27 protein-coding genes are annotated in these 26,526 nt (G+C 62.5%); 13 read left to right on the top strand and 14 right to left on the bottom strand.

Annotated elements, in window-relative coordinates; genetic code table 11:
• Positions 1 to 36 precede the first annotated feature (36 nt).
• Positions 37 to 1,188 (bottom strand): deoxyguanosinetriphosphate triphosphohydrolase, encoded by a 1,152-nt coding sequence (locus tag RA19_RS06905; protein ID WP_039160934.1) that lies wholly within the window; start codon positions 1,186 to 1,188, stop codon positions 37 to 39.
• 102 nt (positions 1,189 to 1,290) lie between these two features.
• Here RA19_RS06905 and RA19_RS06900 point away from each other — a divergent pair, with 102 nt between their 5' ends.
• Positions 1,291 to 1,614 carry a HesB/IscA family protein gene (locus tag RA19_RS06900; protein ID WP_039126111.1) on the top strand — a complete coding sequence of 108 codons (324 nt, stop codon included), beginning with the start codon at positions 1,291 to 1,293 and terminating at the stop codon, positions 1,612 to 1,614.
• Positions 1,615 to 1,733: 119 nt separating this feature from the next.
• Here RA19_RS06900 and RA19_RS06895 read toward each other — a convergent pair whose 3' ends face one another.
• The 3 genes from RA19_RS06895 to RA19_RS06885 form a co-directional block, all read right to left on the bottom strand.
• Positions 1,734 to 2,645 (bottom strand): DMT family transporter, encoded by a 912-nt coding sequence (locus RA19_RS06895; RefSeq protein WP_039160932.1) that lies wholly within the window; start codon positions 2,643 to 2,645, stop codon positions 1,734 to 1,736.
• Positions 2,645 to 3,706, bottom strand: a complete 1,062-nt coding sequence (locus RA19_RS06890; protein ID WP_039160931.1) for a DUF6902 family protein — start codon at positions 3,704 to 3,706, stop codon at positions 2,645 to 2,647. Before RA19_RS06890 ends, RA19_RS06895 begins: the two co-directional genes overlap by 1 nt.
• Before the next feature lie 107 nt (positions 3,707 to 3,813).
• Positions 3,814 to 4,419 carry a DUF6749 family protein gene (locus tag RA19_RS06885; protein ID WP_039161624.1) on the bottom strand — a complete coding sequence of 202 codons (606 nt, stop codon included), beginning with the start codon at positions 4,417 to 4,419 and terminating at the stop codon, positions 3,814 to 3,816.
• A gap of 359 nt (positions 4,420 to 4,778) precedes the next feature.
• Here RA19_RS06885 and xth point away from each other — a divergent pair, with 359 nt between their 5' ends.
• Positions 4,779 to 5,585 (top strand): exodeoxyribonuclease III, encoded by an 807-nt coding sequence (xth, locus tag RA19_RS06880; protein WP_039160929.1) that lies wholly within the window; start codon positions 4,779 to 4,781, stop codon positions 5,583 to 5,585.
• A 112-nt stretch (positions 5,586 to 5,697) separates the two neighbouring features.
• On the opposite strand, the gene RA19_RS06875 is transcribed toward xth, so the two are convergent.
• Positions 5,698 to 6,864: an FAD-dependent monooxygenase gene (locus tag RA19_RS06875; protein WP_039160927.1), complete on the bottom strand. Its 1,167-nt coding sequence runs from the start codon at positions 6,862 to 6,864 to the stop codon at positions 5,698 to 5,700.
• A 103-nt stretch (positions 6,865 to 6,967) separates the two neighbouring features.
• Entirely contained in the window at positions 6,968 to 7,390 is a 423-nt protein-coding gene (dksA, locus tag RA19_RS06870; protein WP_039161623.1) for an RNA polymerase-binding protein DksA, read from the bottom strand.
• A 186-nt stretch (positions 7,391 to 7,576) separates the two neighbouring features.
• On the opposite strand from dksA, the gene RA19_RS06865 reads away from it, so the two are divergent.
• The 9 genes from RA19_RS06865 to minE all read left to right on the top strand — a co-directional run bounded on the left by RA19_RS06865 (position 7,577) and on the right by minE (position 15,538).
• A complete protein-coding gene (locus tag RA19_RS06865; RefSeq protein WP_039160925.1) occupies positions 7,577 to 8,416 on the top strand; it encodes an AAA family ATPase in 840 nt (279 codons plus the stop codon).
• Positions 8,417 to 8,645: 229 nt separating this feature from the next.
• The gene (locus tag RA19_RS06860; protein ID WP_082020471.1) at positions 8,646 to 9,980 is read left to right on the top strand and encodes a DUF2927 domain-containing protein; all 1,335 of its coding nucleotides are present in this window, start codon (positions 8,646 to 8,648) and stop codon (positions 9,978 to 9,980) included.
• A gap of 37 nt (positions 9,981 to 10,017) precedes the next feature.
• Complete coding sequence (locus RA19_RS26935) at positions 10,018 to 10,185, top strand: hypothetical protein (RefSeq protein ID WP_039160920.1); 168 nt, start codon at positions 10,018 to 10,020, stop codon at positions 10,183 to 10,185.
• A gap of 21 nt (positions 10,186 to 10,206) precedes the next feature.
• Positions 10,207 to 11,391 carry a vWA domain-containing protein gene (locus RA19_RS06850; RefSeq protein WP_039160919.1) on the top strand — a complete coding sequence of 395 codons (1,185 nt, stop codon included), beginning with the start codon at positions 10,207 to 10,209 and terminating at the stop codon, positions 11,389 to 11,391.
• A 140-nt stretch (positions 11,392 to 11,531) separates the two neighbouring features.
• The gene (locus RA19_RS26490; RefSeq protein WP_152615707.1) at positions 11,532 to 11,954 is read left to right on the top strand and encodes an AbiU2 domain-containing protein; all 423 of its coding nucleotides are present in this window, start codon (positions 11,532 to 11,534) and stop codon (positions 11,952 to 11,954) included.
• Positions 11,955 to 12,018: 64 nt separating this feature from the next.
• Positions 12,019 to 13,452, top strand: coding sequence for an alkaline phosphatase D family protein (locus tag RA19_RS06845; RefSeq protein ID WP_039160917.1), 1,434 nt, complete (start codon positions 12,019 to 12,021; stop codon positions 13,450 to 13,452).
• 211 nt (positions 13,453 to 13,663) lie between these two features.
• The gene (minC, locus tag RA19_RS06840; protein WP_039160915.1) at positions 13,664 to 14,416 is read left to right on the top strand and encodes a septum site-determining protein MinC; all 753 of its coding nucleotides are present in this window, start codon (positions 13,664 to 13,666) and stop codon (positions 14,414 to 14,416) included.
• Between the two features lie 13 nt (positions 14,417 to 14,429).
• Positions 14,430 to 15,278 carry a septum site-determining protein MinD gene (minD, locus tag RA19_RS06835; RefSeq protein WP_039160913.1) on the top strand — a complete coding sequence of 283 codons (849 nt, stop codon included), beginning with the start codon at positions 14,430 to 14,432 and terminating at the stop codon, positions 15,276 to 15,278.
• 2 nt (positions 15,279 to 15,280) lie between these two features.
• Positions 15,281 to 15,538: a cell division topological specificity factor MinE gene (gene minE, locus RA19_RS06830; protein ID WP_039160912.1), complete on the top strand. Its 258-nt coding sequence runs from the start codon at positions 15,281 to 15,283 to the stop codon at positions 15,536 to 15,538.
• Positions 15,539 to 15,562: 24 nt separating this feature from the next.
• Here minE and RA19_RS06825 read toward each other — a convergent pair whose 3' ends face one another.
• Entirely contained in the window at positions 15,563 to 16,489 is a 927-nt protein-coding gene (locus tag RA19_RS06825; protein WP_039160910.1) for a hydrogen peroxide-inducible genes activator, read from the bottom strand.
• A 96-nt stretch (positions 16,490 to 16,585) separates the two neighbouring features.
• Here RA19_RS06825 and RA19_RS06820 point away from each other — a divergent pair, with 96 nt between their 5' ends.
• Positions 16,586 to 17,548 (top strand): sodium-dependent bicarbonate transport family permease, encoded by a 963-nt coding sequence (locus tag RA19_RS06820; RefSeq protein WP_039160907.1) that lies wholly within the window; start codon positions 16,586 to 16,588, stop codon positions 17,546 to 17,548.
• Between the two features lie 55 nt (positions 17,549 to 17,603).
• On the top strand, positions 17,604 to 18,290 hold the full coding sequence (locus tag RA19_RS06815; protein ID WP_039160905.1) for a M48 family metallopeptidase: 687 nt from the start codon (positions 17,604 to 17,606) through the stop codon (positions 18,288 to 18,290).
• An 87-nt stretch (positions 18,291 to 18,377) separates the two neighbouring features.
• On the opposite strand, the gene RA19_RS06810 is transcribed toward RA19_RS06815, so the two are convergent.
• The 7 genes from RA19_RS06810 to RA19_RS06780 all read right to left on the bottom strand — a co-directional run bounded on the left by RA19_RS06810 (position 18,378) and on the right by RA19_RS06780 (position 26,470).
• The gene (locus tag RA19_RS06810) at positions 18,378 to 18,920 is read right to left on the bottom strand and encodes an RSP_2648 family PIN domain-containing protein (protein WP_039160903.1); all 543 of its coding nucleotides are present in this window, start codon (positions 18,918 to 18,920) and stop codon (positions 18,378 to 18,380) included.
• A 5-nt stretch (positions 18,921 to 18,925) separates the two neighbouring features.
• Positions 18,926 to 20,140 (bottom strand): RSP_2647 family RNA methyltransferase, encoded by a 1,215-nt coding sequence (locus RA19_RS06805; RefSeq protein ID WP_039160901.1) that lies wholly within the window; start codon positions 20,138 to 20,140, stop codon positions 18,926 to 18,928.
• Between the two features lie 83 nt (positions 20,141 to 20,223).
• The gene (locus RA19_RS06800; protein WP_039160899.1) at positions 20,224 to 20,892 is read right to left on the bottom strand and encodes a DUF6778 family protein; all 669 of its coding nucleotides are present in this window, start codon (positions 20,890 to 20,892) and stop codon (positions 20,224 to 20,226) included.
• Positions 20,893 to 21,066: 174 nt separating this feature from the next.
• Complete coding sequence (locus RA19_RS06795; RefSeq protein ID WP_039160897.1) at positions 21,067 to 21,336, bottom strand: hypothetical protein; 270 nt, start codon at positions 21,334 to 21,336, stop codon at positions 21,067 to 21,069.
• Positions 21,320 to 24,118 carry a [protein-PII] uridylyltransferase family protein gene (locus RA19_RS06790; protein WP_039160895.1) on the bottom strand — a complete coding sequence of 933 codons (2,799 nt, stop codon included), beginning with the start codon at positions 24,116 to 24,118 and terminating at the stop codon, positions 21,320 to 21,322. The genes RA19_RS06795 and RA19_RS06790 overlap by 17 nt, the downstream gene beginning before the upstream one ends.
• A gap of 720 nt (positions 24,119 to 24,838) precedes the next feature.
• On the bottom strand, positions 24,839 to 25,309 hold the full coding sequence (locus RA19_RS06785) for a hypothetical protein (RefSeq protein WP_039160893.1): 471 nt from the start codon (positions 25,307 to 25,309) through the stop codon (positions 24,839 to 24,841).
• Between the two features lie 34 nt (positions 25,310 to 25,343).
• Positions 25,344 to 26,470 (bottom strand): IS3 family transposase gene (locus RA19_RS06780; RefSeq protein WP_152615706.1). Its coding sequence is split into 2 segments (ribosomal slippage): positions 25,344 to 26,206 and positions 26,206 to 26,470, totalling 1,128 coding nucleotides; the frame shifts between segments, so codons are not numbered across the junction.
• Positions 26,471 to 26,526: the final 56 nt, after the last annotated feature.

Raw genomic sequence — 26,526 nt, 5'->3', positions numbered from 1 at the left:
CCTTTTCCAAGCACTCCCTCCGGAACCACACAGGCCTCAAACCTCGACCTTCTTCCCGATCAGCCGCTCATGCAGCTGCAAGGCAAAACGGTCGGTCATGCCGGCGATGTAGTCCGAAACAATCCGCGCCAGCACTGTGCGGTCCGTGGCGGCCGCGATCTCGGCATGCCAGCGCTCCGGCATTTCCAACGGGTTATCAAGGAAATATGGGAACAGCGCCTCGACCACCTTGGCCACTTTGGTGCGCTTCTCCATCACCGCAGGCGCACGGTACATGCGGGTGAAGAGGAAAGCGCGGATCTCCTTCAAGTCGGTCCAAAGCGGGTCGGAGAATTTCACCACTGGCCGCCCCAGCGCACGAACTTCTTCGACCGACTGCACCCCGGCCTCTGCCAGCAGATCACGGGCAGTGTCGATCACATCCCCCACCATCACCCCGAAAAACCGGCGCAGCGCCTCGTGGCGGCGGCGGTTCGCATCGAGGCCGGGATAAAGGCGGTCAACCTCCGCGTAGCAGGGCCCGATCAGCGGCAGCCGGGCGATGTCGCTGTCGGCAAACAGGCCTGCGCGCAGCCCGTCATGCAGATCGTGGTTGTTGTAGGCAATGTCATCCGACAGCGCTGCCACCTGCGCCTCGGCGCTGGCATGGGTGTGCAATTCCAGATCCACCGCTGCGTTGCATTCGGCCAAGGCCCAGGGAAGCTCCTCAATCACCGGGCCATTGTGTTTGGCAATGGCTTCAAGGGTTTCCCAGGTGAGGTTCAAGCCGTCGAATTCAGCGTAATGACGTTCCAGCCGGGTGACGATGCGGATCGCCTGAGCGTTGTGGTCAAAGCCGCCATAGGGCTCCATCAGCGCGTGAAGGGCGTCCTCGCCAGTGTGGCCGAACGGCGTGTGGCCCAGATCATGGGCCAGCGCCACCGCCTCGGTCAGCTCCTGGTTCAGACCCAGTGCCCCGGCGATCGTCCGGCCCACCTGTCCGACTTCGATCGAATGGGTCAGCCGGGTGCGGTAATTGTCGCCCTCATGCTCCACAAAAACCTGGGTTTTGTGCTTCAGCCGCCGGAAGGCGCTGGCATGGATGATCCGGTCGCGGTCGCGCTGGTATGGCGAGCGGAAGGAGCTCTCCTCCTCCGGCACTTGCCGCCCGCGGCTGCGGTCCGGCATCGTGGCATAAGGCGCATGCATCTCAAATCTTTTAACCAAAGCAGTGGCTCCACATCTTGCCGCCTGAATTGCACCTTTCTATATAATGCTTTGCGCTGCAACATGAGCCTGTGGAGAAACGCCATGCAACTGCCCCCGAAAGTGACCGAGCGTGCCTTTGCCCGGCTGGCCGAGATCGGTGCCGCGGATCAGGGCCAGGCGTTGCGCGTAGCAGTCGAAGGCGGCGGCTGCTCGGGCTTTCAGTATGAAATCGCGCTGGACGATCCGAAACCGGACGATCTGGTGCTAGAAGGCCAGGGTGAAAAAGTGGTGGTGGACAGCGTCTCCCTGCCCTTCCTGGAAAATGCGGTGATCGATTTCACCGAAGAGCTGATCGGCGCCCGCTTCACCATCGAAAACCCCAACGCCACCTCCAGCTGCGGCTGCGGCACCTCGTTTTCGATCTAGTCCAGCTGCCTGCTGCACGGCCTGCACGTTTTCCAGCGCGGCAAACGTAAGGAATTCACATCTATTCCGAGCTGGAGTTATTGCACAATTCCATTGCGCCTTCGCACCGGCGAAGCCGGTTACGGATCGGTCCGCAGACGGCCTGGGCGGCGCAGGGCAGGCAAGGACGGGGCAAACTGGTCCCAAACCAGATACAGGCTGGAGGCAATCACAATGCCGCCGCCGATGTAGGTTGTTGCTGGCGGGAACTCGCCAAACACCACCGCGCCGATCAGCGACATCCAGATGAACTGCAGATTCATCAGCGGCGTGACCGCATATGAGGCCAGCAGACGCAGCGCCACCACCAGCAGCCAGCGTGCGCCGAACAATAGCAGCGCATAGGCCGCAGCCCATGCCACATCAGCCATAGGCATCGGCATCCAGACAAAAGGAAGCATCAGCAGCATCGCCAGGCACAAAGTCAGGTTCGGATAAAACACCTGCGCCAGGGAGTTGCTTTCATAACGGCCGATAAACCGTGCCATAGTCATGGAAAAAGTACCCGACACCGCGGCCCCGAGCGCAACCAGATCCCCGAGGGACGCCTCGGAAATCCCGCCCGGAAACAGGAACAGTACACCAGCGAAACCAGCGCCAAGCGCCGCCCAGGCTGCCGGGCGTACCGGTTCCTTCAGCACCAATCCGGACATTGCTCCGGCCAGCAGCGGCATCAGCCCGATGAAGATGAACACTTCCGCAAAGGGAAGCAGGCGGAATGCGTAGAAAAAACAAACGGCCGCCAGCAAAGTTGCCAGCGACCTAAGCGCCATTGCCTGTGGACAGCTGGTACGAAAGCCCTGGCGCATCCGGGGCAAGCGGTCCGCCAGAAGGCAGAAACCAGCCACCATCGCCCCCGAAAGCGCATAGAGCTGAGCAGCCGCATAAGTCCCGGCCAGCAGCTTTGTGATCCCATCGGCGGAAGCAATCAGCCCAGTATAGGCCACCACCAAAAGCGCACCGGCCAGAACCTGATTGCGCCCGCCCGGCATCATGCTGCTCCAGCGCTGCCTGCGCGGGCAAAACCTTCGAAAAAGCCGGCGAAACGCGCGCAGCTGCGTTCAGCGGCTGCCAGAACCACGTTTTCTTCGTCGCTCAGCAGGGTTTCGGCCTGTGCCTTGACCGCGCTCCAGCTGGCCCGGGCGGATCCGGCATCAAATACGGCTTCAGACAGGCTCCTCAAAATGCTTCCTCCCTGCAAGGCCGACACATGCAAGCCCCCTAAGGGAACCGGCTGCCGGAAGGCCTTGCGCCCAGACAGCAGCATGAGCCAGTTGACCACAAAATACTCGTGATAAGCATCATGAAGTCCATAAAATTCATCCTTAGCGAGCATATAGGCGGAAACTTGCCGATCAAGCCATGCCTCCCATTCCGCAGGCGGCAGCACACCGGCAAAGCGCAGCGCAATGCAGATCTCCGCCAGCAGGTCTGCATTCTGGTCGAGGAAAGCCACCAGCCCGGCAAATTCAAGACTGGCCTCTGCGGCCTCTGGCAGCGCAGGGTCGCGGCGGCCGTACTCGGACAGGTAAAAGACGATGTGGGTCAGTTCGTAAGCCGCCTTTTTGTTCGGGACTGCAAAGGTTTGCGGGCGGGAGATAAAGCTGCGCAGCCGATCATCCAGCCCTTCATCCCGCAGCAGCACACCGCGCCGCGCCAGCAGCCTGCGGGCCTCAGCGCGCTGCAGGTCCGACAGTTCAGCCTGAGCCAGGCCTTGCTGCGCTACCCACTCCGCAATCCGGCTGCCTGTCTGGCCAGGCATCCCAAGGTCTTCCAGGTCCAGGCAGATCGACAGAATGAAGCGGTAGTACTGGCGGAAGAAACTGATATGGCGCGCCGCCCCTTCGTAAAACGGCAGCAGCGGCTCCAAGGCGCCGCCGGGCAGATCCGCCCCCGTGCATTCGAGAATATTCAACAGTTCCGCATTTTCCTTGAGCCAGAAAACGTCCTCCTGTGTCCGCCGGTGCAAAGCAAAACTGGCAATCAGCGCTTGCAGCGCACAAGCGCGGGACTGTTTGGATGCGGAAGAGAAAAACGGGATGATCTGGGGCATGGGAACCTCATGCAGATGAAGACGGCGCGGCCGCGGCCCTGCTGCAGAGCCGCCAGGACCGGAGCCGGCGAAACTGCCGCCGGCTCCAGCCAATTCAGAGGGCCGGTTTAGCTGCCCGAGGAAAACAGCCGTGTGGCATCGCCGGTGCCGACGCGTGCTTCGGCGGCGGGAGCGGAGCCCGAAGAGAAAAGATGGGTGCCGTCGCCGGTCCCTGCCTCCGCTGCCGCCGCAGGTGCTGATCCCGAAGAGAACATTTCCGTCAGGCCGCCGGCAGCGGTATCCGCCTGCACAGCCGGGGCAGAACCGGAGGAGAACATCTCTGTCAGACCGCCTGTGGCAACCTCAGCCTGTGCAGCGGGTGCCGAACCGGAGGAAAAGAGCTGCACCAGATCCCCCGCCCCGGTATCAGCCCTGGCCGCCGGTGCCGAGCCCGACGAAAACATCCCGGCCAAGTCACCGGCAGCCGTTTCAGCCTGCGCAACCGGCGCCGAACCGCTGGAAAACTGCCCGGTCTCCCCGCCTGCCCAGCTTTCAGCCGCCTGCGGCATCGATCCGGATGAGAACAGCGACACGCCCTCCCCGGCAGCGAGACCGGCAGAGCATTCAGGCGCCGACCCTGAAGAGAACATTTCAGCCCCGCAGCCTTCAAACAGGCTGCTGCCTGCGGCCGGCTGGTTGGCGTGGAAGTCCTTGATTTTACGCTGAGCAGTCATTTTGGAACCCCATTCGTTAGTGACAAAAGGCTCCTTCACGCTGGCACGGCACCCGCGCAGCGCAAATAAAAATTGCAATCTTTCATTGTATTTTTTTAAATTACCACTTTAACTTTTGCTTATTATTTTTTGCCGCATTTAATTTAAATTGATTAATCCACAAAATATTCACCGCGTTACTCACACGGATATTTTTGCAAAATAAATGAGAACAACCTCAAGCGGTTTTTCACAACTGCAAAACACCGGAGATCTGGTGGCGGAAAAGCGATTCGGATAGCCAGCATCGGGCTTGCTCCGCGGCGCTGATTCAGCGATAGATCGCCTCGGAATACAGCAATCTGGGCCGGAGGCAAGCCATGAAAATCGCCACATTCAACATCAATGGCATCAAGGCCCGGGCAAAGGCGCTGCCGGATTGGCTGGACGAGGCGCAGCCCGACGTCGCGCTGCTGCAGGAAATCAAATCGGTGGACGAGGCGTTTCCGCGCGAACTGTTCGAGGAGCGCGGCTACAACGTCGAAACCCATGGCCAGAAAAGCTTCAACGGGGTGGCCATCCTGTCAAAACTGCCGCTGGAGGACGTGCGCCGCGGCCTGCCCGGAGATGACAGTGACGAACAGGCCCGCTGGATCGAGGCCACGGTGGTGGGCAAGCAGGCGATCCGGATTTGCGGCCTTTACCTGCCCAATGGCAACCCGGTGGAGCTGGAGGCCGACGGCAGCCCGGTGGCGGGCGGCAAATATGCCTATAAGCTGGCCTGGATGGAACGGCTGCAGGCGCGTGCGGCTGAGCTAATGGCCGAAGAGATGCCGGCGCTGATGGCCGGCGACTACAACATCATTCCGCAGGCCGAGGACGCCAAACGCCCGGAGGCCTGGCGTGAGGACGCACTGCACCGGCCGGAAAGCCGGGCGGCGTTTCAGCGGATCGTCAATCTCGGCTTCACCGAGGCTTTCCGGGCGCGCCACCAGGGTCCGGGGCATTACTCCTTCTGGGATTACCAGGCCGGCGCCTGGAACCGCGACGACGGCATCCGCATCGACCATTTCCTGTTGACGCCGCAGGCCGCCGATCTGCTGCGCGACTGCCAGATCGACAAGGACGTGCGCGGCCGCGACAAGCCTTCGGATCATGTCCCGGTCTGGGTAGACCTGGACCTCTGACCTTCCCAGCCGCCGCCAGGCGGCCCCGCGCCGCGTGCCAGCGCGGCGCACGACCCAACCTTTTCGGATCATCCTGATGATCCGCAACGGGGCGGGAGCGCTCCGGTCCGGATCAGGCGGTGACGTCGTGACGGTAGATCCAGTCGAACTGGCTGACCATCTTGCCCGGCGCATACCGGCCGCCCAGCTTCAGAACCTGATGCGCCGGCCAGCTGAGAGGCGCCCGCAGATGGTACTTCCAGGCATTGCGGCTTGCCGCATCCACCACCTTGCCTGCCCGCTCCCGGCGGCGGGATTGGTACAGCGCCAGCCCGGACCCGATGTCCGCAGCCTCTTGCAGGGACCAGGTCAGCACCCAGGCATCCTCCAAAGCCAGGTTGGCACCCTGCGCCATGAACGGCAGGGTCGGATGCGCGGCATCCCCCAGCACAGCCGTGTTTTCCCCATGCCAGCGCTCCGCCACCGGATGGCGGAACAGGCCCCACAGCAGCACATCTTCCACGGCCTCCAGCAAAGCCGCAGCGCTGCCGCCGAAACTGGAGAAAGCCGCACGCAAATGCGCCGGATCGTCTTTAAAATGCCAGCCCTCTTCTGCCCAGGCGCGGCGCTCCTGCACCGCCACCAGATTGACCAAGCTGCCGTCGCGCAGAGGATAGGCCACCAGGTGGCGGCCGGGCCCCATGAACACCTGCGCCTCGGGCGGCAGGTTCAAATGGTTGGGCACGGTCGCACGCCAGGCCACCTGGCCGGTGAAAAACGGCTTATCTTCGCCATTCAGCGCCGCGCGGGTACGGGAATGCAGCCCGTCGGCGCCGATCACCAGATCGCCGCCGCATTGGGCGCCGTTGCTGAGGTGCACAACCGGTTGCGCGCCGGGCTCCACCTTCTCCACCTTTTGCAGCAGCCGCACCTGCACGCCGTCGCGGCGGGCCGCGCCGGCCAGAATGCCGATCAGGTCGGACCGATGCACAAAGTAGTAATTCAGGCCCGCAGCATATTCATCAAGATCAAGCCGCAGCACTTCATTGCCGCGCCGGTGGCCGCGCAGGACCACCGCACGGGCGCGCTGCGAGCCCCAGGCCAGGTCATCAGCCAGCCCCAGCGCTCTCAGCACCGCCACCCCATTGGGGGTGATCTGCAGACCCGCACCCACCTCGGAAATCGCCTCGGCCTGTTCCAGCACTGTCACCGACGCGCCCAGGCGGCGCAGCGCCAGCGCTGCGGTCAGCCCGCCGATGCCCGCGCCGATCACGGTTATTTTCAAGCCTTTGAGTTCCATGGGCTCCTGCAGCTTCTGCACGTCCCTCACATGGAACAAAAAACGCCGGAGCAAAAGGCCCCGGCGTCTTGGATTTGTTCATTTTTGCCGCCAAAGCTGGCGGTCAATCGTCGCGGTGGACCTTTTCGCGGCGCTCGTGGCGCTCCTGCGCTTCCAGGCTCATGGTTGCGATTGGACGTGCGTCCAGGCGTTTCAGCGAGATCGGATCGCCGGTCACTTCACAATAGCCGTACTCGCCTTCGTCGATGCGGCGCAGGGCCGAGTCGATCTTGGCGACCAGCTTGCGCTGGCGGTCGCGGGTGCGCAGCTCCAGTGCGCGGTCGGTTTCTTCGCTGGCACGGTCGGCGACATCCGGGATATTGCGGGTGTTATCCTGCAGCCCCTCAATGGTGTCGCGGCTGTCCGCCAGAAGCTCCTGCTTCCATTCCAATAGTTTACGTCGGAAATACTCAAGCTGCCGGTCATTCATGAACGGCTCATCTTCGGCCGGGCGGTAGTCGTCCGGCAGAAACACTTCTTGCTTCATTTCGGCTCCTTCGGTCTGGCCCATAATGCTGGTCATAATTGGTACCTGAACATTGTGGCTCCCCCTCTGCCGCAGCGTTTATCCCTATCGGGAAGGAATGTCACTACACAATAGTGGCGAGGTTTGGTTAAAAGCGTGCTAAGAACTGGGCGCTGCGGCACCAATCAGGACCGGAACAGGAAAGATATGCAATTTCAGGGCACTAAGGAATATGTCGCTACAGACGACCTGAAGGTCGCGGTCAATGCGGCAGTGACGCTGGAGCGGCCGCTGCTGGTCAAGGGCGAGCCGGGCACCGGCAAGACCGAGCTGGCCAAGCAGGTTGCCGGGGCCCTGGGGCTGCGCATGATCGAGTGGAACGTGAAATCCACCACCCGCGCCCAGCAGGGCCTTTATGAATATGACGCGGTCAGCCGCCTGCGCGACAGCCAGCTAGGCGAAGAGCGCGTGCATGACGTCAAGAACTACATCAAGAAGGGCAAGCTGTGGGAGGCGTTTGAGGCGGACGAGAAAGTCGTCTTGCTGATCGACGAGATCGACAAGGCCGACATCGAGTTCCCCAACGACCTCTTGCAAGAGCTCGACAAGATGGAGTTCCACGTCTACGAGACCGGCGAGACGGTCAAGGCCAAGCACCGGCCGATCATGATCATCACCTCCAACAACGAAAAGGAGCTGCCGGACGCCTTCCTGCGCCGCTGCTTCTTCCACTACATCCGCTTCCCGGATGCGGAGACGATGAAGAAGATTGTTGAGGTGCATCATCCCGGCATCAAGGAGGCGCTGCTGACCGCGGCGCTGACTCAGTTCTACGAGATCCGCGAGACGCAAGGGCTGAAAAAGAAACCCTCCACTTCCGAGGTGATCGACTGGCTGAAACTGCTGCTGGCCGAGGATCTGAGCCCGGAGGACATTGCCCGCGACGGCGCCAATGCCTTGCCCAAGCTGCACGGCGCGCTGCTGAAGAACGAGCAGGACGTGCATCTGTTCGAACGCCTGGCCTTCATGGCGCGCGGGCGGCGCTGACGGCGCAGGCGGAAACCGCAGGAGCAGGCGCGTTGCCCGGCGCCTGCCTGTTTCGCTTCAAATTGCTGCCGCATTCCCCTATCAGAGGGAATGGAGCCGGGCGCCAACAGCCAGGCCGGAAGGAGACGCCTGATTGCCTGCTGAAGCCGCCCCGGATTGTTTTCCCGCTGCCCTCTGGCGCGGCCTCTGCACGAGGCGAGTTTTGCGCGGAGCCGCAGCCGGCCTGTCCATGCTGGCGCTTGCCGCCTGCTCGATGCCTCCTCCGCGGGCTGAGGCGCCGACCCGGGCAGTGGCTGCACCTGCCTCCTTGCCGCCGGTCAAAGTTTTCACCGCACGCAAACCCAGCCCGCCGCAGCGGTCCAATGCGGATATCGCGCGGGACTTCCTGGATCTGCATTTCGCCTTGGAGGGCGGCAGCACCCTGCCCCAGTTCACGCGCTTCGAGGAGCCGATCACACTGCGCGTCACCGGCGACCCGGCGCCAAACTTCACACGGGACTTGAACGGGCTGCTGGCACGGCTGCAGGGCGAGGCCGGAATTGATATCCGCCAGGTCTCCGGCGGGGCGGCAAACATCACCATCGAATCCGTGAGCCGGGCTGAGATCCGCCGCGCCCTGCCCAAGGCAGCCTGCTTTGTGGTGCCCAACGTCTCGTCGCTGGCCGAATTCCGCCGCAACCGGCGCGCGCCCCGCACCAATTGGTCGCTGCTGCGCAACCGCCAGCAGCTGGCAGTGTTCATCCCCAATGACGTCAGCCCGCAGGAGGTGCGCGACTGCCTGCACGAGGAACTGGCCCAGGCAATCGGCCCGCTGAACGATCTTTACCGGCTGCCGGATTCGATTTTCAACGACGATAACATCCACGCCGTTCTGACCGGCTTTGACATGCTGATCCTGCGCGCCGGCTATGCTCCGGAGCTGCGCACCGGCATGAGCAGAAGCGAAGTCGCAGCCCGCCTGCCTGCAATACTGGCCCGGTTGAATCCGGCTGGCGAACGGATTCCTGCGCAATGGCTGGCAGAAACACCGCGAGCCTGGGTGACCGCTCTGGAGCAGGCTCTGGGTCCGCAATCTTCGCTGAAGGAGCGGCTGCGGGCCGCAAACCGAGCTGCGGAGATCGCCCGCGACCTGGGCTGGCAGGACCACCGCCGCGCCCTCAGCCACTATACGCTCGGCCGGATGCTGCATGTGCGTGAGCCCGAGCTGGCCCAGAAGCATTTCCGGACCGCCGAAAACTATCTCGCAGGCCTGCCCGCAACCAGCATGCATATGGCCAAGCTTGCGGTGCAGCTGTCCGCTTATGACATCGCGCACGGCCGTGGCGCTGCTGCCCTTGCGCGCCTGCTGCCTGCAGCGCAGTCCGCCGCGGCGCATGAAAACGCGGCCCTGCTGTCAACGCTGCTGATGCTGCAGGCGGAAGCGCTGGAACTTGAACACCGCAATGCCGAAGCCCGCCGGGTCAGGCTGGACAGCCTGGGATGGGCGCGTTACGGCTTTGGCCCGGACTGGATTGTCGAGGCCAGGCTTGAGGAAATCGCCGCGCTGCGCCCCTCTGCCCCCTGACGCCCGGACCGGCTGAACTTAGGAAACGGAAAAGACCATGATCGTAATCGCAGCCGTGCTGCTGGGCGCTTTGACCGGCGCGTTTCAGGCCCGCAAACGTGGCGGCAACACCTTGGACATGCTGCAATACGGGGCTGTCTATGCCATCGTATTTGGTATTCTCGGCCTGCTGGCAACCATCGTGGCGCACCGGGTGCTGGCGTAACCCGAGCCGGAGGCCCCCGCGATGTTCCAGCCCTTCTTTGAAAATCTCCGCAAAGCAGCGATCCCGGTATCCCTGCGCGAGTACCTGACTTTTCTGGAAGGCATGAAGGCCGGGCTGGCCACCTATGACATCGAAGCGTTCTATTTCCTCGCCCGGGCGGCGATGGTGAAAGACGAGCGCAACATCGACAAGTTCGACCGCGCCTTTGCCGCCACTTTCGAGGGGCTGGAGGCCATCCCGTCCGAGGCGGTGATGCAGGCTGTGGACATTCCCGAAGAATGGCTGGCCAAGATGGCGGAGAAACATCTTTCGGAGGAAGAAAAGGCCGAGATCGAGGCGCTTGGCGGCTTTGACAAGCTGATGGAAACGCTGAAAGAGCGCCTGAAAGAACAGCAGGGCCGCCACCAGGGCGGCAACAAGTGGATCGGGACAGCGGGCACCTCGCCATTTGGCGCCTATGGCTACAACCCCGAGGGCGTGCGCATCGGTCAGAAAGAAAGCCGCCACCAGCGTGCGGTCAAGGTCTGGGACAAGCGCGAGTTCAGGAACCTCGACGGTGATGTCGAGCTCGGGACCCGCAACATCAAGGTGGCGCTGAAACGCCTGCGCCGCTGGGTGCGCGAGGGCGCGCAGGAGGAGCTGGACCTGGACGGCACCATCCGCTCCACCGCCGAGCACGGCTATCTGGATGTGAAAACGAGGCCTGAGCGGCACAATGCGGTGAAAGTGCTCTTGTTCCTGGACGTGGGCGGCTCGATGGATCCGCATATCCAGGTGGTGGAGGAGCTGTTCTCCGCTGCCCGGGCCGAGTTCAAGCATCTGGAATACTACTACTTCCACAATTGCCTCTATGAAGGCGTGTGGCGCGACAACCGGCGGCGCTGGAACGAGAAAACTCCCACGCATGAGGTTCTGCGCACTTACGGTCCGGATTACAAATGCATCTTCGTGGGCGATGCCTCGATGTCGCCCTACGAGATCGCCTATCCCGGCGGCGCCAACGAGCATTGGAACGAGGAGGCCGGCCAGGTCTGGCTGCAGCGTGCACGCGAGGCATGGGCATCAAACCTGTGGATCAATCCGGTGCCGGAGAAATACTGGGACTACACCCATTCGATCGGCATGATCCGGGAGATTTTCGAGGACCGGATGGTGCCCATGACGCTCGACGGCCTGGAGCGCGGCATGCGGGAGCTGAGCCGGTGAAATACGAAATGGATTTGGCAGAAAAGAAAACATTTGCAGAGACAGTCCACCAAAACACAACTACAGCCATACGCGCTTTGTAGACTTTCAAAGCAGCAAATGATAACGAAAGCCTACTTTCAAAGTTTGACCACACCGGCTTGGCTGACGCCTACGTTACGATCTCTGGCTCCTTGCTGAGAGATGCCACAGCTGCTCTTGCAAGACAATTTGATGGTTTCTCAGACACAAACCGAATTGTTTGTTACGATGCTTTTTTGAAAGAAGTTGGAAATGGGTCTCCACACAACGCAACCATTGATGCACTCAAGGTCAGCCGAAGCCATCACAAGACCGCTTTAAAGCGCCTAAAGCACTTTAGAGACAACCTACTGAGCCATTCCAATAGAAAGTATATTTCAAACAATAAGCTAGAACTCGAGGATATTCAAAACGTCGTTACGTTAGCAGAACAGTTTAGCGAAGCTGTTTGGCTCTGTTTTGGTGTTGGCCAACCGAACTATGGCGAAATAAGAAGACTAGCTCGAAGTCATGCCAAGCATTTCTGGGGAAACTTTAGCTAGCTAGTATCGAAAAGTAGCGCACGGCACTTGTCGCAAGTTCTTTCCGGTCTTAGCTCTGCTGACCATGAGCAGTATTCAAGACGGTGCCACAATCAGCCCGATCCTGATCCTTGACCACGTCCGCGACGGGCGCATGCATCTTGCGGCGCTTTTCCTTGCGCCCAAGGGAAAGGCCGTGCCGCCTATCAGAACCGATGGGAACGAAACCTACCCGGTGCTTCTTTCTGAGTTCCCGGAACTCTCGGTCCATCGCGCCCGCTTCAGCCTGCCTGCAGACCGCCCCTCCAAATACCAGTGGAACGGGGACGAATTCCAAACCGCCGGCCTGGGTGGAAACATGCGGATCGCCTACGCCTCCTGCAACGGCGAGGAGCATGGCGATCTGGACCGCGACGGGGCGGAGCGCAATGCGATGTGGGCGCGGATGGGCGAGGAGCACGCCCGCAACCCGTTCTCGCTGCTCCTGCATGGCGGCGATCAGGTTTACGCGGATGAGGTGACCGACGGCCATCCGTTGAGCAATGACTGGCCGGACAAGCTGCCGCGCGATCCCTCGCGGGAGGACCTGGCGGATCTTCGGGATCACCTGCGGGAACGCTTCATGCAGCGCTATTTGGCGGTCTACAGCGCTCCGGAGTTTGTCTGGATTGCCGCGCGGGTACCGTCGCTGATGCAATGGGACGATCATGATATCTGCGACGGCTGGGGCTCATTGCGCCGTTCGCGCACTTATTCGCCGGTGGGCCAGACGCTGTTTTCCGCCGCCCGTGAAGCCGCCCTGCTTTTTCAGCACGGCTGCGTGGATGGAGACTTGCCGCCGCGGTTTGCCGGCCCGGACGGAACCCATCTGGGCTGGAGCATAGAGGCACCGGGCTTGCGGCTGCTGGCGCCTGATCTGCGCTCGGAACGCAGCCGCCGCCGGGTGATGGCGCGGGGCGGCTGGCAGATGATGAAGGCCGCCGCGGAACAGAGCGCACCGGGACGCACCTTCATCCTGTCGAGCGTGCCGCTGCTGGGGCCCCGGCTGTCCATCCTGGAGCTTCTAATGGTGCTGACCCCGAAGATGCAGAAATACGAGGACGACCTGCGCGACCAGTGGCAAAGCCGGGCGCACCGGGCCTCCTGGCGCCGGATGCTGCGGCTGATACGGGACATGGCCGCCAGACCGGAGCAGGAGGTCACTGCCGTATCGGGCGAGATCCATCTGGCCACCCGGGGCGAAATGACCCTTGGCGGCGGCAAGACTTTGCACCAGCTGGTTGCCTCGGGCATTGCCCACAGGGCACCGCCCCGGGCCTGGGCCAAGGTGCTCGGGATGCTGTCATGGCTGGGGGACGCGCCGCTCAAAGGCCATCCCATCCGGATCCGCAAAATCCCCGGCCGGCCGGACCGTTACGCCGCCGAGCGGAACTATCTGATCCTGGAGCGCAACGGCGGCGAATGGTCGGCGGTCTGGGACTTTGAAATGACCGGCAAGTCGGAAACGCTGCGGCTGTAAACAGCCCCGCAGGACGGCGGAATGCCGCCGTCCCGGCCGCCCGGCATGCAACCGCAAGCAGTCCGCTTGCGGAAATCCGCCGCTGGATGCGGCATCCGGCGCATGTCCGCCGAGTCTGCCACAGCCCGGTTGAACGGCGCGCCTTCCGAACGCTACGCAAGAGGAAAAGGCGCGGCACATAAAGGCCGCCATCCCCGAGCAGGAGCATCGCGTGAGCGTGCCGCATCAAGACATCAAACCCCGTGGCGGCGCCCCCGCCGCCAGCGTGAAGCCGTTCCAGATCCGCGGCCGCTACTTCACCGCCGTGGCCCTGCGTCCCGAAGAAGGGCCGCTGGACCAGGCCTTCTATGCAGCCCTCGACGCGCAGCTGCGCTGGAGCCCGCATTTCTTTGACGGCGCGCCGCTGATCCTGGATCTGGCACAGGCACCGAGCCTCAGCCGCCCGGCCCAGCTGCGGGCGCTGGCGGACAGTTTGCGCAGCCGCGGGCTGGCAGTATTCGGGGTGCAAAATGCCACCGCCCTGCAGGAGGCCGCAGCCGAGGATGCTGGGCTGATTACGCTCGCCAGCGGCAAGGATGCGCCGCTGAACACCGGACCTGGGCTGCGCAAGGAAATTTCCAAGAAGCTGCGCCCGCCGGAAAACCGCCTGATCACCGAGCCGGTGCGCTCGGGCCAGTCGGTGGTGGCCGAGGGCGGCGATCTGATTGTGGTCGGGCCGGTGAGTTCCGGTGCCGAGCTGATCGCGCGCGGCAGCATTCATGTCTACGGCCCGATGCGGGGCCGCGCCATGGCAGGTGCGGAAGGCGACGAGAGCGCCCGCATCTTCTGCCGCAGCCTGAGGGCTGAGCTGCTGGCAGTCGCCGGGCTGTACCGGACAAGCGAGACTTTGGAGCCCGGACTGCAAGGCCGCCCGGCGCAGGTGTTCCTGCGTGATGAGCGGCTGTGCGTCGAGGCAATAGACTAAGAAAGGCAGGGCAATGAGCAAGGACCTGATACCGGAAGCGCCGCTGGGCAAGGTGATTGTCGTCACCTCGGGCAAGGGCGGCGTGGGCAAGACGACAACTTCGGCAGCGGTGGGTGCCGAACTGGCCCGGCGCGGCCATAAAACGGTGGTGATCGATTTCGACGTCGGCCTGCGCAATCTCGATATGATCATGGGCTGCGAGCGGCGGGTGGTCTTTGACTTCATCAATGTCATCCAGGGCGATGCCAAGCTGAAGCAGGCGCTGATCCGCGACCGGCGGCTGGAAACGCTGTCTGTGCTGCCGACCTCGCAGACCCGCGACAAGGATGCGCTGACGCGCGAAGGCGTGGAGAAAGTGCTGGAGGAGCTGCGCCAGGACTTCGACTATATCATCTGCGACAGCCCGGCCGGGATCGAGCGCGGCGCACAGATGGCAATGTATTTTGCCGATGAGGCGATTGTGGTGACCAACCCCGAGGTTTCTTCGGTCCGCGACAGCGACCGGGTGCTTGGCCTTCTGAACAGCATCACCGAGCGTGCAGGAAAGGAAGGCGCCGAGCCAGTGAAGGCGCAGGTGCTGATCACCCGCCACAACAAGGCACGGATCGAAAGCGGAGAGATGATGCCGGTGGAGGATGTGCTGGAGATCCTGGCGGTGCCTTTGCTTGGCATTATCCCCGAAAGCGCTGCAGTCCTGCGTGCCTCCAACCTCGGCGTGCCGGTCGTGCTGGACGACCCGTCGGCTGCCGGAACGGCCTACGAGGACGCGGTGGGCCGGATGATCGGCGAGCAGATCGAAATGCGCATTGCCGCCGACCGGCGCCCCGGCCTGCTGCAACGCCTTTTCGGAAGGACCGCGTGAGCATGTTCGGCTTTTCCCTCCGCCCCCGCAAAGCCTCGGCCAGCACTGCCAAGGAACGCCTCCAGATCCTCTTGGCGCATGAGCGCAGCGGCGGCGCCCGCCCGGACTGCCTGCCGCAACTGCAACGCGACATTCTGGACGTGATCCGCCGCCATATGCAGATCGGCGACGAAGCTATCGACATCCGCATGGAGCGCGGCGACGAGCTGTCGAGTCTGGAGATCAATATCGAATTCCCAGGAAAACTGGGAATGAACTAGGGCCGGGGCCCTAGGGGCTGGCGGTCAGGTTTCGGACGGTGCACCAGTGCGCAGTCCGAAACCTGCCGCCACTTCCAGCAGCACCCCGCTGATCAGCTCCGTGCCGGCCAGGTTCTCCTCCCCTGCCCTTTGCAACAGTGCGATGTCGCGGCTGGCGCCTTCGGCCTGAAGCGGACGGAAAACCACCTCGCTGTGCCCCTTGGGCTGCCGCAAAGTGTAAAGCTCGGGCAAGACTGCAACGCCGGCGCCGGTGGCCGCCATCAGCCGGATTGAGTCAAGGCTGGTACCCTCGTAGTCATCCGGCACCACCCCTCCGCAGCCCGAGGCCAGCGCATAGACGATCCGCGACAGACGGTGGCCGCTGTCCAGCGTCAGAAAGTTCCGCCCCCTCAGGCTGCTGCCGTCCACCGGCCCCTCGTCTTTGGCCAGAGGGTCGTCCAGCGCCGCTGCAATCCAGAGGCGTTCGTTGAACAGCCGGATCTGGCTGGTGTTGGGGTGATCCTCGGGGGTTGAGATGATCATGTCGAAGCGGCCCGCTTTCAGCCCCTGCTCAAGGTCGCGTGTGTTTTCCTCCCGCACGATGACCCGCAGACTGGGCTGGCGCTGGTGGATGGCACGCACCGCCCGCGGCAGCAGATAGGGGCCGATGGAGGGCAAGACCCCCAGGCGCAGCCGCCCGCCAAAAGGCACGCTGCCCGCAACAGAAGCCCGCAGGTCATCCATCTCTCCCAGGATCCGCTGAGCGCGGCGGATCACCTCAGTGCCCTTGGCCGTAGGCTGCGCTCCGGCCCGGCCGCGTTCAAAGAGCCGGGCGCCCAGATCCTCCTCCACCGCTGCAATCTGGGCCGAGAGGCTGGGCTGACTGACGTTCAGCGCCTCTGCCGCCAAACCGAACTGACCCAGCCGGGCGACGGTCACGATGTATTCCAGCTGGCGCAGTGTGGGACGCATTTCATAGCCTGAATCTATGTAATTGTTAGATACAATATATTGGAGCTATGCTGCAGTGCAATTCATCAGGGCGGAAATTCTGGAACGGAGAGACCGATGCCTACCGCCCTTGAAACATTGTCCAGCAGCCTGCTGGTGCCCACAATCCTGTTCTTTGCCCTTGGCCTGATCGCAGCCTTTGCCCGCAGCGATCTGTCGATCCCGGAAGGCGCGGCGAAATTCATGTCGCTTTACCTGCTCTTAGCCATCGGTTTCAAAGGCGGCGCGAGTTTGGCCGAGCACGGCGTCAGCCAGGATCTGTTCCTGACCATTCTGGCGGGAGTGGCCCTGTCCTTTCTGATCCCCTTCATCGCCTTCGGATTGCTGCGGGTGCTAACCAAGCTCGATTGCTTGAATGCCGCGGCCGTTGCCGGCCACTACGGCTCCATCTCGATCGTGACATTCGTGACCGCAACCAGCCTGCTGGAACTGACCGGGGTGGCCTATGATGGCTACATGGTGGCGGTGGCCGCTGCGATGGAGGTGCCAGCGATCCTTTCGGCACTTTGGCTGGCCCATAGCGCCGGAAGCAATGGCCAGCGGCCTGAGGGGTTCTGGCGCGAGCTGCTGGCCAATGGCTCGGTTGTGCTGCTTCTGGGCGCCTTTGCGATTGGCGCCATCACCGGCGGCAAGGGCATGGAGCTGATCGCGCCCTTCATCGTGACACCCTTTACCGGCATTCTGTGCCTGTTCCTGCTGGACATGGGCCTGTCGGCAGGCCGCAGCCTGATCAAGAACCGCGAAATGCTGTCGCCGGGCCTGTTTGTCTTCGGCGCCTTGATGCCGGTCATTGGCGCACTGCTGGCCTATGGCGCAGGCTGGGCGGCGGGCTTGGGCAGCGGCAGCCTGTTCCTGCTGATGGTGCTGGCGGCCTCGGCCTCTTACATCGCGGTGCCGGCAGCGATGAAGATCGCCCTGCCCAAAGCTGAATCAGGAATTTACCTGACCTTGTCGCTGGGGGTCACCTTTCCCTTCAACATCACCATCGGCCTGCCGCTCTATTTCTGGCTGGCGTCCTGAAGGACAGGGAACGGGCAGGCTTGCGCTGCGGCCCGTTCCCGCCCATATCTAAACCATGCTGCGCCTCATGCCGATCCTGCTGGCCGTCGCCTATGGCCTTGTGATGTACCGGATTTCTGTCTGGCGCACGCATCGCGAGCTGGACCAGCGCTCAACCGAGCTGGCAGACCCGCGGTTGAAGGCGCTGACCGACCGGCTGGCGGCGGCGCTCAGCATCGCCCGTATTCCAGTGCATATCTACGAGGTCGACCCGGTCAACGGGCTGGCTGCTCCCGACGGGCGGATCTTCATCACCCGCGGCTTTTACCGCAAGTACCAGAACGGCGAGGTGAGCGCTGAGGAGATGGCCTCGGTGATTGCCCATGAACTGGGGCATGTGGCGCTGGGGCACGCGAAGAAACGGATGATCGACTTCTCCGGCCAGAACGCGCTGCGCACCGCGCTGATGATGATTCTGGGCCGCTATATCCCCATTGTTGGCCCGTGGATTGCCGGCGTGCTGACCAATTTGATTGCGGCGCGGCTGTCGCGCGGGGATGAATATGAGGCGGATGAGTATGCCGCAGCGCTGCTGACCAAGGCCGGGATCGGGCTGGCGCCGCAGAAGAGCTTGTTTCTGAAGCTGGAGGATCTGACCCAGGCACGGGCCGGCATGGCACCTGCCTGGCTGATGAGCCACCCCAAGACCGAAGAACGGATCGAGGCGCTGGAACGGCTGGAAGACAAATGGGCCAAAGGCTGAGAGCGCTTTTGGCTTGAGGGGCCAGCCCCTCAAACTCCCCGGGATATTTCCTGCAAGAGGAAAGCAGCAAAGCTGCAGGGCTTTATGTCAGCTGGACAAAGCTTTCGCTAAACGCGGCAGGCGGGCCTTTTTCAAAAGCGGGCGGATCTCCCAGCCGCCGCCGGACAAGCGGTTGGCCTCGGCCAGCACTTGGGATCCGAGGGTTTCCATGCCAGCACCGTCCTGCAGCCAGAAGCGGTAAAGCAGCTCGTCCGGGCCGAAGCGCTCCAGGCCTTCTTCGGCCAAGGTGTGGCGGGGGAAATCCTTGTTGTTGACTGTCACGATCCCGTCAGCGTGGCCGGAAATGGCGGCGGCCAGGACATGGATGTCAGCGCTGTCTGGCAGCCAGAGGCGGGCTTCGGTGCCCGGTGACGGCGCCACTTCGGACTGCGGCCACTGGGCGCGCAGCAAGGCGGTTTCCGCCTTGGCCTGGGCGGCGCCTTCAGGGCCGAGTTTCAGGGCCGCACGCTCCCATTCCCCGATAATGCGCGCCGACCAGAGCGGAGTGAAATGCCCGAGCCCTGCCGCACCCAGCAGCATCTCGCGCATAACTGTCGGGTAAAGGACGCAGGTATCGAGAAGCAGCTTCACTGGCGTCAGTCCAGCCGGAAGAACACGGCCTTAAGGTAGCCGCTTTCTGCAAGCTGGGGCAGCTGCGGGTGGTCGGGGCCTGCGTATCCGGTGTGGATCAGCGTGCCACGGCGGCCCGATTTTCCGATGCCGCGGGCGGAGGCATTGCGGAATTTGGCCAGATCCGCCGCGTGGGAGCAGGAACAGAGGCCGAGGTAGCCGCCGGGTTTGACCAGAGGGGCTGCCAGTTTGGCGACGCGTTCATAGGCGCGCAGACCTGCCTCCAGCGCCTGTTTGGAGGGCGCAAAGGCGGGCGGATCGCAGATCACCACATCGAAGCTTTCGCCTTCTTCCTTCAGTGCGGCCAGCACGTCAAAGGCGTCGCCCTGGCGGGCGGTGAACTTGTCCTTGAAGCCGCTGGCCTCGGCGCCATGGGCGGCCAGTTCCAGCGCCGCGGCAGAGCCGTCAACGCAGGCGGCGGCCCCTGCCCCGCCTGCCAGCATCGCCAGGCCGAAGCCGCCCACGTGGGAGAAAACATCCAGCACCTTGGCGCCAGGGGCCGTCAGGCGGGCAGCAAAGGCGTGGTTTTCACGCTGATCGAAGAACAGGCCGGTTTTCTGGCCGCCGGTGAGGTCGGCCATATAGGTGGCACCGTTCATCAGCACAGGCACCGGTGCCGAAGGCGCCTCGCCCAGCAGGGTCTTGTTCACGTCATCCAGGCCTTCCAGCCCGCGGGTGCGGCCGGAGGCGTTTTTCAGGATCACCTCCGCGCCGGTCACATCCGCCAGCGCCGCCGTCAGCGCGTCCAGATGCGCCTCGGCCCAGGCGGCGTTGGGCTGCACCACGCAGGCAGCGCCGAAACGGTCGATCACCACGCCGGGCAGCCCGTCGGATTCCGCATGAACAAGACGGTAGAACGGCGCATCATACAGCCGCTCGCGCATCTCCTGCGCGCGTGACAGGCGGGCCGCGAACCAGGCCTGGTCAATCTCCGCCTCCGGGTCGCGATCGAGCATCCGGGCGATAATCTTGCTGTCCGGGTTGACCGAGACCAGCCCCAGGGGCCGCTGCGCTTCGTCCTCCAGCACGGCCAGTGTGCCCGGCGCCAGCTTGCGGGTGCGGCGGTCGGTGACCAGTTCGTTGGCATAGACCCAAGGAAACCCGTGCCGGATGGCGCGGGCGTTCGACTTGGGCTTCATTTTCACGCGGGGGCGCTGCGGCGCTTCAGGGGAGGCTGTCATGGCCTCCTCTTATCCTTAAGCCCGCAACAGGGAAAGGGGCCGCCTGGCCCCTCTTGGCAAGAAGTTTTCCGCGGCCCGCCCGGTTACTGGAACGCCTGCAGCAAGCCCAGGCGGGGGTTCTGGTAGCTGCCGGGCTTGGTCAGCTCCTGGCGGATCACATTGGCCAGATGGCCGGTGATGCGCACCTTCTGGGTCTGGCCGCGCGACATCGCTTCCAGAGCGCGGGCACCGCCAAAGGCCTTGAGATCAGCCTCGACCACCTTTTCCGGGCGCAAGAGCGCGCCGGTGGCCAGATCGGTCAGCCGCATCTTGAAGGTAATGGCGTGAATGCCGCCGGTGGTGTAGCGGGCCTTTTGGGTCAGCGCGTGGAACCGCTGCACCTCAACGTTCAGCGCCGCATCAATCGGACCTTCCAGCCCGGTGCTGCCGGCCTCCATGGCGCGCTGAACGATGGCCTGCACCTGGGTGTAGCGGTCGCCAAAGGGATCCTCGCGCCAGACGATGTCGCCCTTGGGCAGATAGCTGTTGGCCTCGGAGACCGTCAGGCTGCGCGGCACCGAAACGGTGACGCTGCTGACCCGCAGCGCAGGCAGCGGGTCGATCTGCGGCAGGGTTTCATAGCCCTCCGGCACGCTCACTGCCGCATCGGGTGTCGCTTCGAACGGCAAGTTGCGCGACGGCACGTCGACCGAGGCACAGGCGGAAACCATCAATCCAAGAGAGACAAGTGCGAGGCTGCGGAAGATCTTCATTGGGCTGCTCCTTACCATTCTTCAACCGCTCGCCGGTGAGTGCCCGGCGTCTGGGTCAAGGGCAAGGTGCCGCTCAATCGGGGCGGAAATGGGACAATTTCAGTCCAATTTAGCGAAAAATTAACGAATGTTTATGGCCGGGTAACTTTTGCCCCGGCCATTCACCTCGGTCTGTCAGCGGTCGCGCGAGCGCCAGCCGCCGCGGCGGCGCGGTTTTTCCGCGCCTTGCAGACCGTCGCGCAGCACCGCAGTCATCGGGTGTTCCGGCTGGTCGTTGCCGTACATCTCCAAGAGCGCCTGGATATCGGCGCGGCTGTCGCGCGCCGCGTCCATGCCAAGTGCCCAGTCAAAGAAGATGCTGCGGCATTGCGCATCGGTAATGCCCTCGATCCGGTAGGATTCATAGATCAGACCGCGCGGGTCCTGTTCAGTGCTGCCCTTCATCCGCCTTATCCCTTTCCAAGGCCTCTGCAATGATCGCAGCGCAGCGTGTGTAGCGGGCCTGCAGCTCCTGCTCCAGCGCGTCCAGCCGGGCATATCCGGTGGTGCGGCAGAGGAACTGCGCCCCGCCCTCCCCGATCCTGTCCGCCTCGATGGCCTTGCCGGAGAGCAGCCGCGCTGCGCTTTGCACGGACCAGAATAAGCGGTAACTGGCCTGCAGGTATTCTGCGTCAGCGTCACTCAGCCATCCGGCAGCGACAGCGCCGCGCAGACCTGCAGCCACATCACGGGCAACCGAACCGGACGTCAGCGCGCCAGCCTGCGAAATCAGCTCGATGTCCATCATCCGGCCAGGCCCGTTTTTGGCATCCCAAACACCGGAGGGCGCCTTGGCCGCCGACAGCCGTGCCCGCATTTCCGCAACCTCCGCCAGCACCTTGGCCCGCTCCCGCGGCTGGCGCAGGAAACCGGCGCGGAAGTCTTCGATTTCAGCAGCCAAAGAGGCCTCGCCGGCAACCACCCGGGCGCGGGTCAGCGCCAGATGCTCCCAAACCCAGGCCTCGTTCTGCTGGTACTGGGTGAAGCCCTTGAGGCTGACGGCCACCGGGCCTTGTGTACCCGAGGGGCGCAGGCGCATGTCGACCTCATACAGCCGTCCCTGCGCCATCGGTGCCGAAAGCGCGGTGACAAAGGCCTGGGTCAGGCGGGCGAAATAGGGCCGCGTGGCAAGCGGCCGCTTGCCCTCGGACATTTCGGCGTCGCCGGGATCGTAGATCACGATCACATCCAGGTCGGATTGCGAGTTGATCTGCCCGGCTCCCAGCGATCCCATCGCCAGCACTGCCGCGCCGCGGCCCGGCGGCGGCCCGTGCTTGCGGGCAAACTGCGCCACCACCTCGGGCGAAAGGCAGGCAATCACCACCTCGGCCAATTCTGCGTATTGCGCCCCCGCCTGGTGCCCGTCGATCAGCCCACGCAAGTGGTGCACGCCGACACGGAAGTGCCACTCCTTGCACCAGCGGCGGGCGGTATCGAGCCGGGCCTCATAGTCACTCTCCTGCGCCAGCCGGTGCTTCAGATCGGCAAGCAGCCGCGCCCGGCTTGGCCAATCGTCAAAGAACGACCCGCCGATCACCGCATCAAACACAGCCGAGTTGCGCGACAGAAAGCTGGCCAGCTCCTGCGAGGTGCCGGCGATGTCGACAAGCAGGTCAATCAGATGTGGATTAGCACCAAACAGGGAAAACAGCTGCACCCCGCCCGGCAGGCCCGCAAGGAAGCCGTCCAGCGCCACCAGCGTTTCAGCCGGCTTGGCGGTTTTGGCAACGCGGGCAAGCAGCTCGGGCTTCAGCCGTTCGAAGATCTGCGCGCCGCGGTTTGAACGCAGCGCAGGATAAGTTGGCCAGCGGGCAATGATGGCGCCGTCCAGTTCGGCCGTGTCATCCGGTATCGGCGCAGGCCCGCCGCCCGGCGCAAAGAAGCCCTCGGTCAGCTCATGCACTTCTTCCAGGCGGGCCCTGATCCCAGCCAGCAGCTGATCCGGGTCCCGGTCCATCAGGCAGGCCACCCGGGCAATGCCGTCCTCGGATTTCGGCATCCGGTGGGTCTGGGCGTCATGCACCATCTGAATGCGGTGCTCCACCTCGCGGTGGGCGCGGTAATGGGTGCTCAGCTGCTCTGCGGCCTCTTGCGGCACCCAGCCTTTCTCTGCCAGCGCTGCCAGCCCCTCTACCGTGCCCCGCAGGCGCAGGCTCTCGTCGCGCCCGCCGGCGATCAGCTGCCGGGTCTGGGTAAAGAACTCAATCTCGCGGATGCCGCCGCGGCCCAGCTTCATGTCATGTCCGGGCACAGACAGCGCACCACCGGTGCCCTTGTTCTCGCGGATCCGCAAGCGGATGTCGTGGGCGTCCTGAATGGCGGCAAAATCCAGATGCCGCCGCCAGACAAAGGGGCGCAGGGTTTTCAGGAACCGCTCCCCCGCCGCGATGTCGCCGGCACAGGGGCGCGCCTTGATATAGGCAGCCCGCTCCCAAGTGCGGCCCAGGCTTTCGTAGTAGCGCTCTGCCGCTTCCATCGCCAGGCACACCGGCGTCACCGCCGGATCGGGCCGCAGCCGCAAATCGGTGCGGAACACATAGCCATCGCCAGTGCGGTCGCTGAGCGCAGCACTCATGTTCTTGGTGGCCCGCACCATGCCCTGGCGCGCCTCATAGAAATCATCCGGATCGAACCGGGTTTCATCAAACAGGCAGATCAGGTCGATGTCCGAGCTGTAGTTCAGCTCATGCGCGCCCATCTTGCCCATCGCCAGAACGGTTAAACCGCCCGCCGTCTCTGCGTCATTCTCTGTCAGCCCGGGCAGCTTCTTTCGGCGGATCAGAGCGGCAATTTCCGCCTTTATAGCCACATCGGCGCAGAGCGCCCCGAAATCGGTGAGCGCCCCGGTCACCTGTTCCAGGCTCCAGCCCCCGGACAGATCGCAAAGCGCTGTCAGCAGCGCTATCCGCCGCTTGGCCTGGCGCAGCCCCGGTTTCAGCTGCCCCCCCCCCAGCGCCCGGCAGTTGTCAAAGACCGCCTCCAGTGCCGCTGCGGGATCCTGCAGCGCCTCCGGCAGCCAAGCCGACTCACGTGCCGTCAATTCCTTAAGATACGGGCTCGAACCGCAGGCCCCCGCTACGAGGTTCGCCAGATCCCCGGAAAGCGCCGGAACCAGGTCACGCGCCTCGGCGCCGAGTTCAGGGTCGAAGGGCCGGGGAATACGGGAAATTTTCAGTGCAGTGCTCATGCCTTGACACTGTTCCGGCGTCCCCGGCGCGTCAATGGCTCAATTGCGCACCAGCTTGACCCCGGACAGGAAAACCCGCCTGTTTCACCTGCCGAATTACCGAAACAGCACTTTTGGTTTGGCCTCCGACGTCTGCAGGCTGGAGGCTACGTCCCCGGCAGTGAAGCGGAATTTTCGCCTTTGGTGGTCTGTACCGATTGATGCCACCGCTAGTTCAAATTCCGTTCAAAGGGCGTTTAAAGACCTCTGCCGCCCCAAGGCCCGTTCCAGAGAGGGGAAAACACCCCCAGAAAAGCTCTGAAAATCAGGAAAAAATCAAAAACGATGTTAGGAGACACTTGATATTGCAGTACCGGAAGAACCCGGATGAAGCCGGAAGAACCCGGATGAGGCCATATAGAATGGGGCTTTCAGAAAGGTTTGAACCTGGAATGAGGCTCGGCGCGTTTGTCCTTCAATACCCGGCAAAATGGCCGGTATGGCGCCTGAAGGGAAAATCAGGACACCTCCCGTTGCAAACTTTCAAACACCCCTGAAAGCCCTGTAAAATAGGATTATAACCTAGCCGCGGTGACGGGCAGGCTCCTGAAATCGCGTTCCCGAACTTGGACCTAGCTCAAAAAAATTTCGCCCGCTTCCCAGAATGAAATTCTTTCTTAAAAATCAAATCCCTAGACAGCCCCAATGCTAGAAAACAGAGTTTCAAACTTGGAACTGCTTTCACACAATGCCGCCTTGTTTTCGCATCTCATTGGTCTTTTCAAGTAGATCGTCGATCCGGCTGTTTAGAACTTCATCTGATTTTGACATGATTGACTTCGCATCAGCCAGACGCTTTTCAGCTACTTCCAGTAGTGCCGGGTCAGGATCAAGTGCGAAGCGATCTAGCGCCAGTTCTCCAAGCCCGCCGATAGTATTCGCCCAATCATACGCTGCATTTCCCGGAGCTCTGACCTGGAGCGCCTTTTCGTAAGAAGCCTCAGCTCGATCGAACAGTGTGCTATCGCCCGTCAATCGTGCAAGACTACGGCAACAAATCGCGATATTTGCATGGGTTGCCGCCCAACCTTCTGGGTTATTTTTTATCGTGCGGAGAGCAAGTACGGCTTCGTACGCGTCCATAGCCTCCCAGAGTCTCTTCGAATTCTGCTCTAGTTCTCCGAGATCGCCGAGGACACAGGCAATATTCATTGAGCAGCCTCATCTGACTGGTCCAAATTGATTGTTAGTGCATGATTGGCCTGTGTTCCATTGGTATGATGGTTTCCGGGGCTGGTGGGCGATAGCCCAACGCACTGTGGGGTCTCTTTGTGTTGTAGTGCTTTCTCCATTGTTCGATCAGGATCTGTGCTTCGCGCAGGCTGTAGAAGATTTCACCATTGAGCAGTTCATCTCGCATCCGCCCGTTGAAGCTTTCGCAATATCCGTTTTCCCAGGGTGATCCTGGCTCGATGTAGGCGGTCTTCGCTCCGACGGCGGCGATCCAGTCCCGGACTGCCTGCGCAACGAACTCAGGGCCGTTATCCGACCGGATGAAAGTAGGCGAGCCACGCAGGATGAACAGGTCTGTCAAAACATCAATCACGTCTGTCGAGTTCAGCTTGCGCTTCACCTTGATCGCCAGACATTCTCGGCTGTGCTCATCAATGATGTTCAGCGTCCGGAAGACCTTTCCGTCATCTGTCCGACAATGCACGAAGTCGTAGCTCCAGACATGGTTCCGATACTCGGGCCTCAACCGAACACATGATCCGTCATTCAGCCAGAGCCGCCCTTTCTTCGGTTGTTTTGCTGGAACCTTCAGCCCCTCTCGCCGCCAGAGCCGTTCGATACGGCCATCACTGACCGACCAATCTGCCTCTCTGAGCAAAGCAGCGATCCGACGATAGCCGTAGCGGCCAAACTGTCTGGCCAGTTCGATCATATCGGCAACCAAACGATCCTCATCTGCAGGGCCTTTCGGGATATGCCTTTGTGTGGAGCGATGCTGCCCAAGAACCCGACAGGCCCTGCGTTCCGATACCTTGAATTGGCTTCGAACGTGATCGATGCAAGCGCGACGGCGAACGGGGCTTAGAAGTTTCCCCGAGCAGCTTCCTTCAGGATCAATTTATCCAAAGTCAGATCAGATACAGCTCTTCTCAGTTGCTCGTTTTCCTTCTGCAGCCGCTTCAGTTCCTTCAATTGATCTACGCCCATTCCGCCATACTGTTTGCGCCAGCGATAGTAGGTCTGTTCAACAACGCCGATCTGTCTGATCGCATCAAGGCGGGACATTCCTTGACCCATCAGAACTTCAACCTGCCGTAACTTCGAGACAATCTCTTCTGGCTTGGGTCGCTTGTTTGCCATTCTCGGTCCTCCGTTTCCTAAACATAGCGGTGGACCAGTTCAGTTGGGGAGGCTCA

Source organism: Leisingera sp. ANG-M1 (genome assembly GCF_000813745.1).
In the GTDB taxonomy this organism is placed as follows: domain Bacteria; phylum Pseudomonadota; class Alphaproteobacteria; order Rhodobacterales; family Rhodobacteraceae; genus Leisingera.
This window is presented reverse-complemented; position numbering and strand designations above follow the sequence as displayed.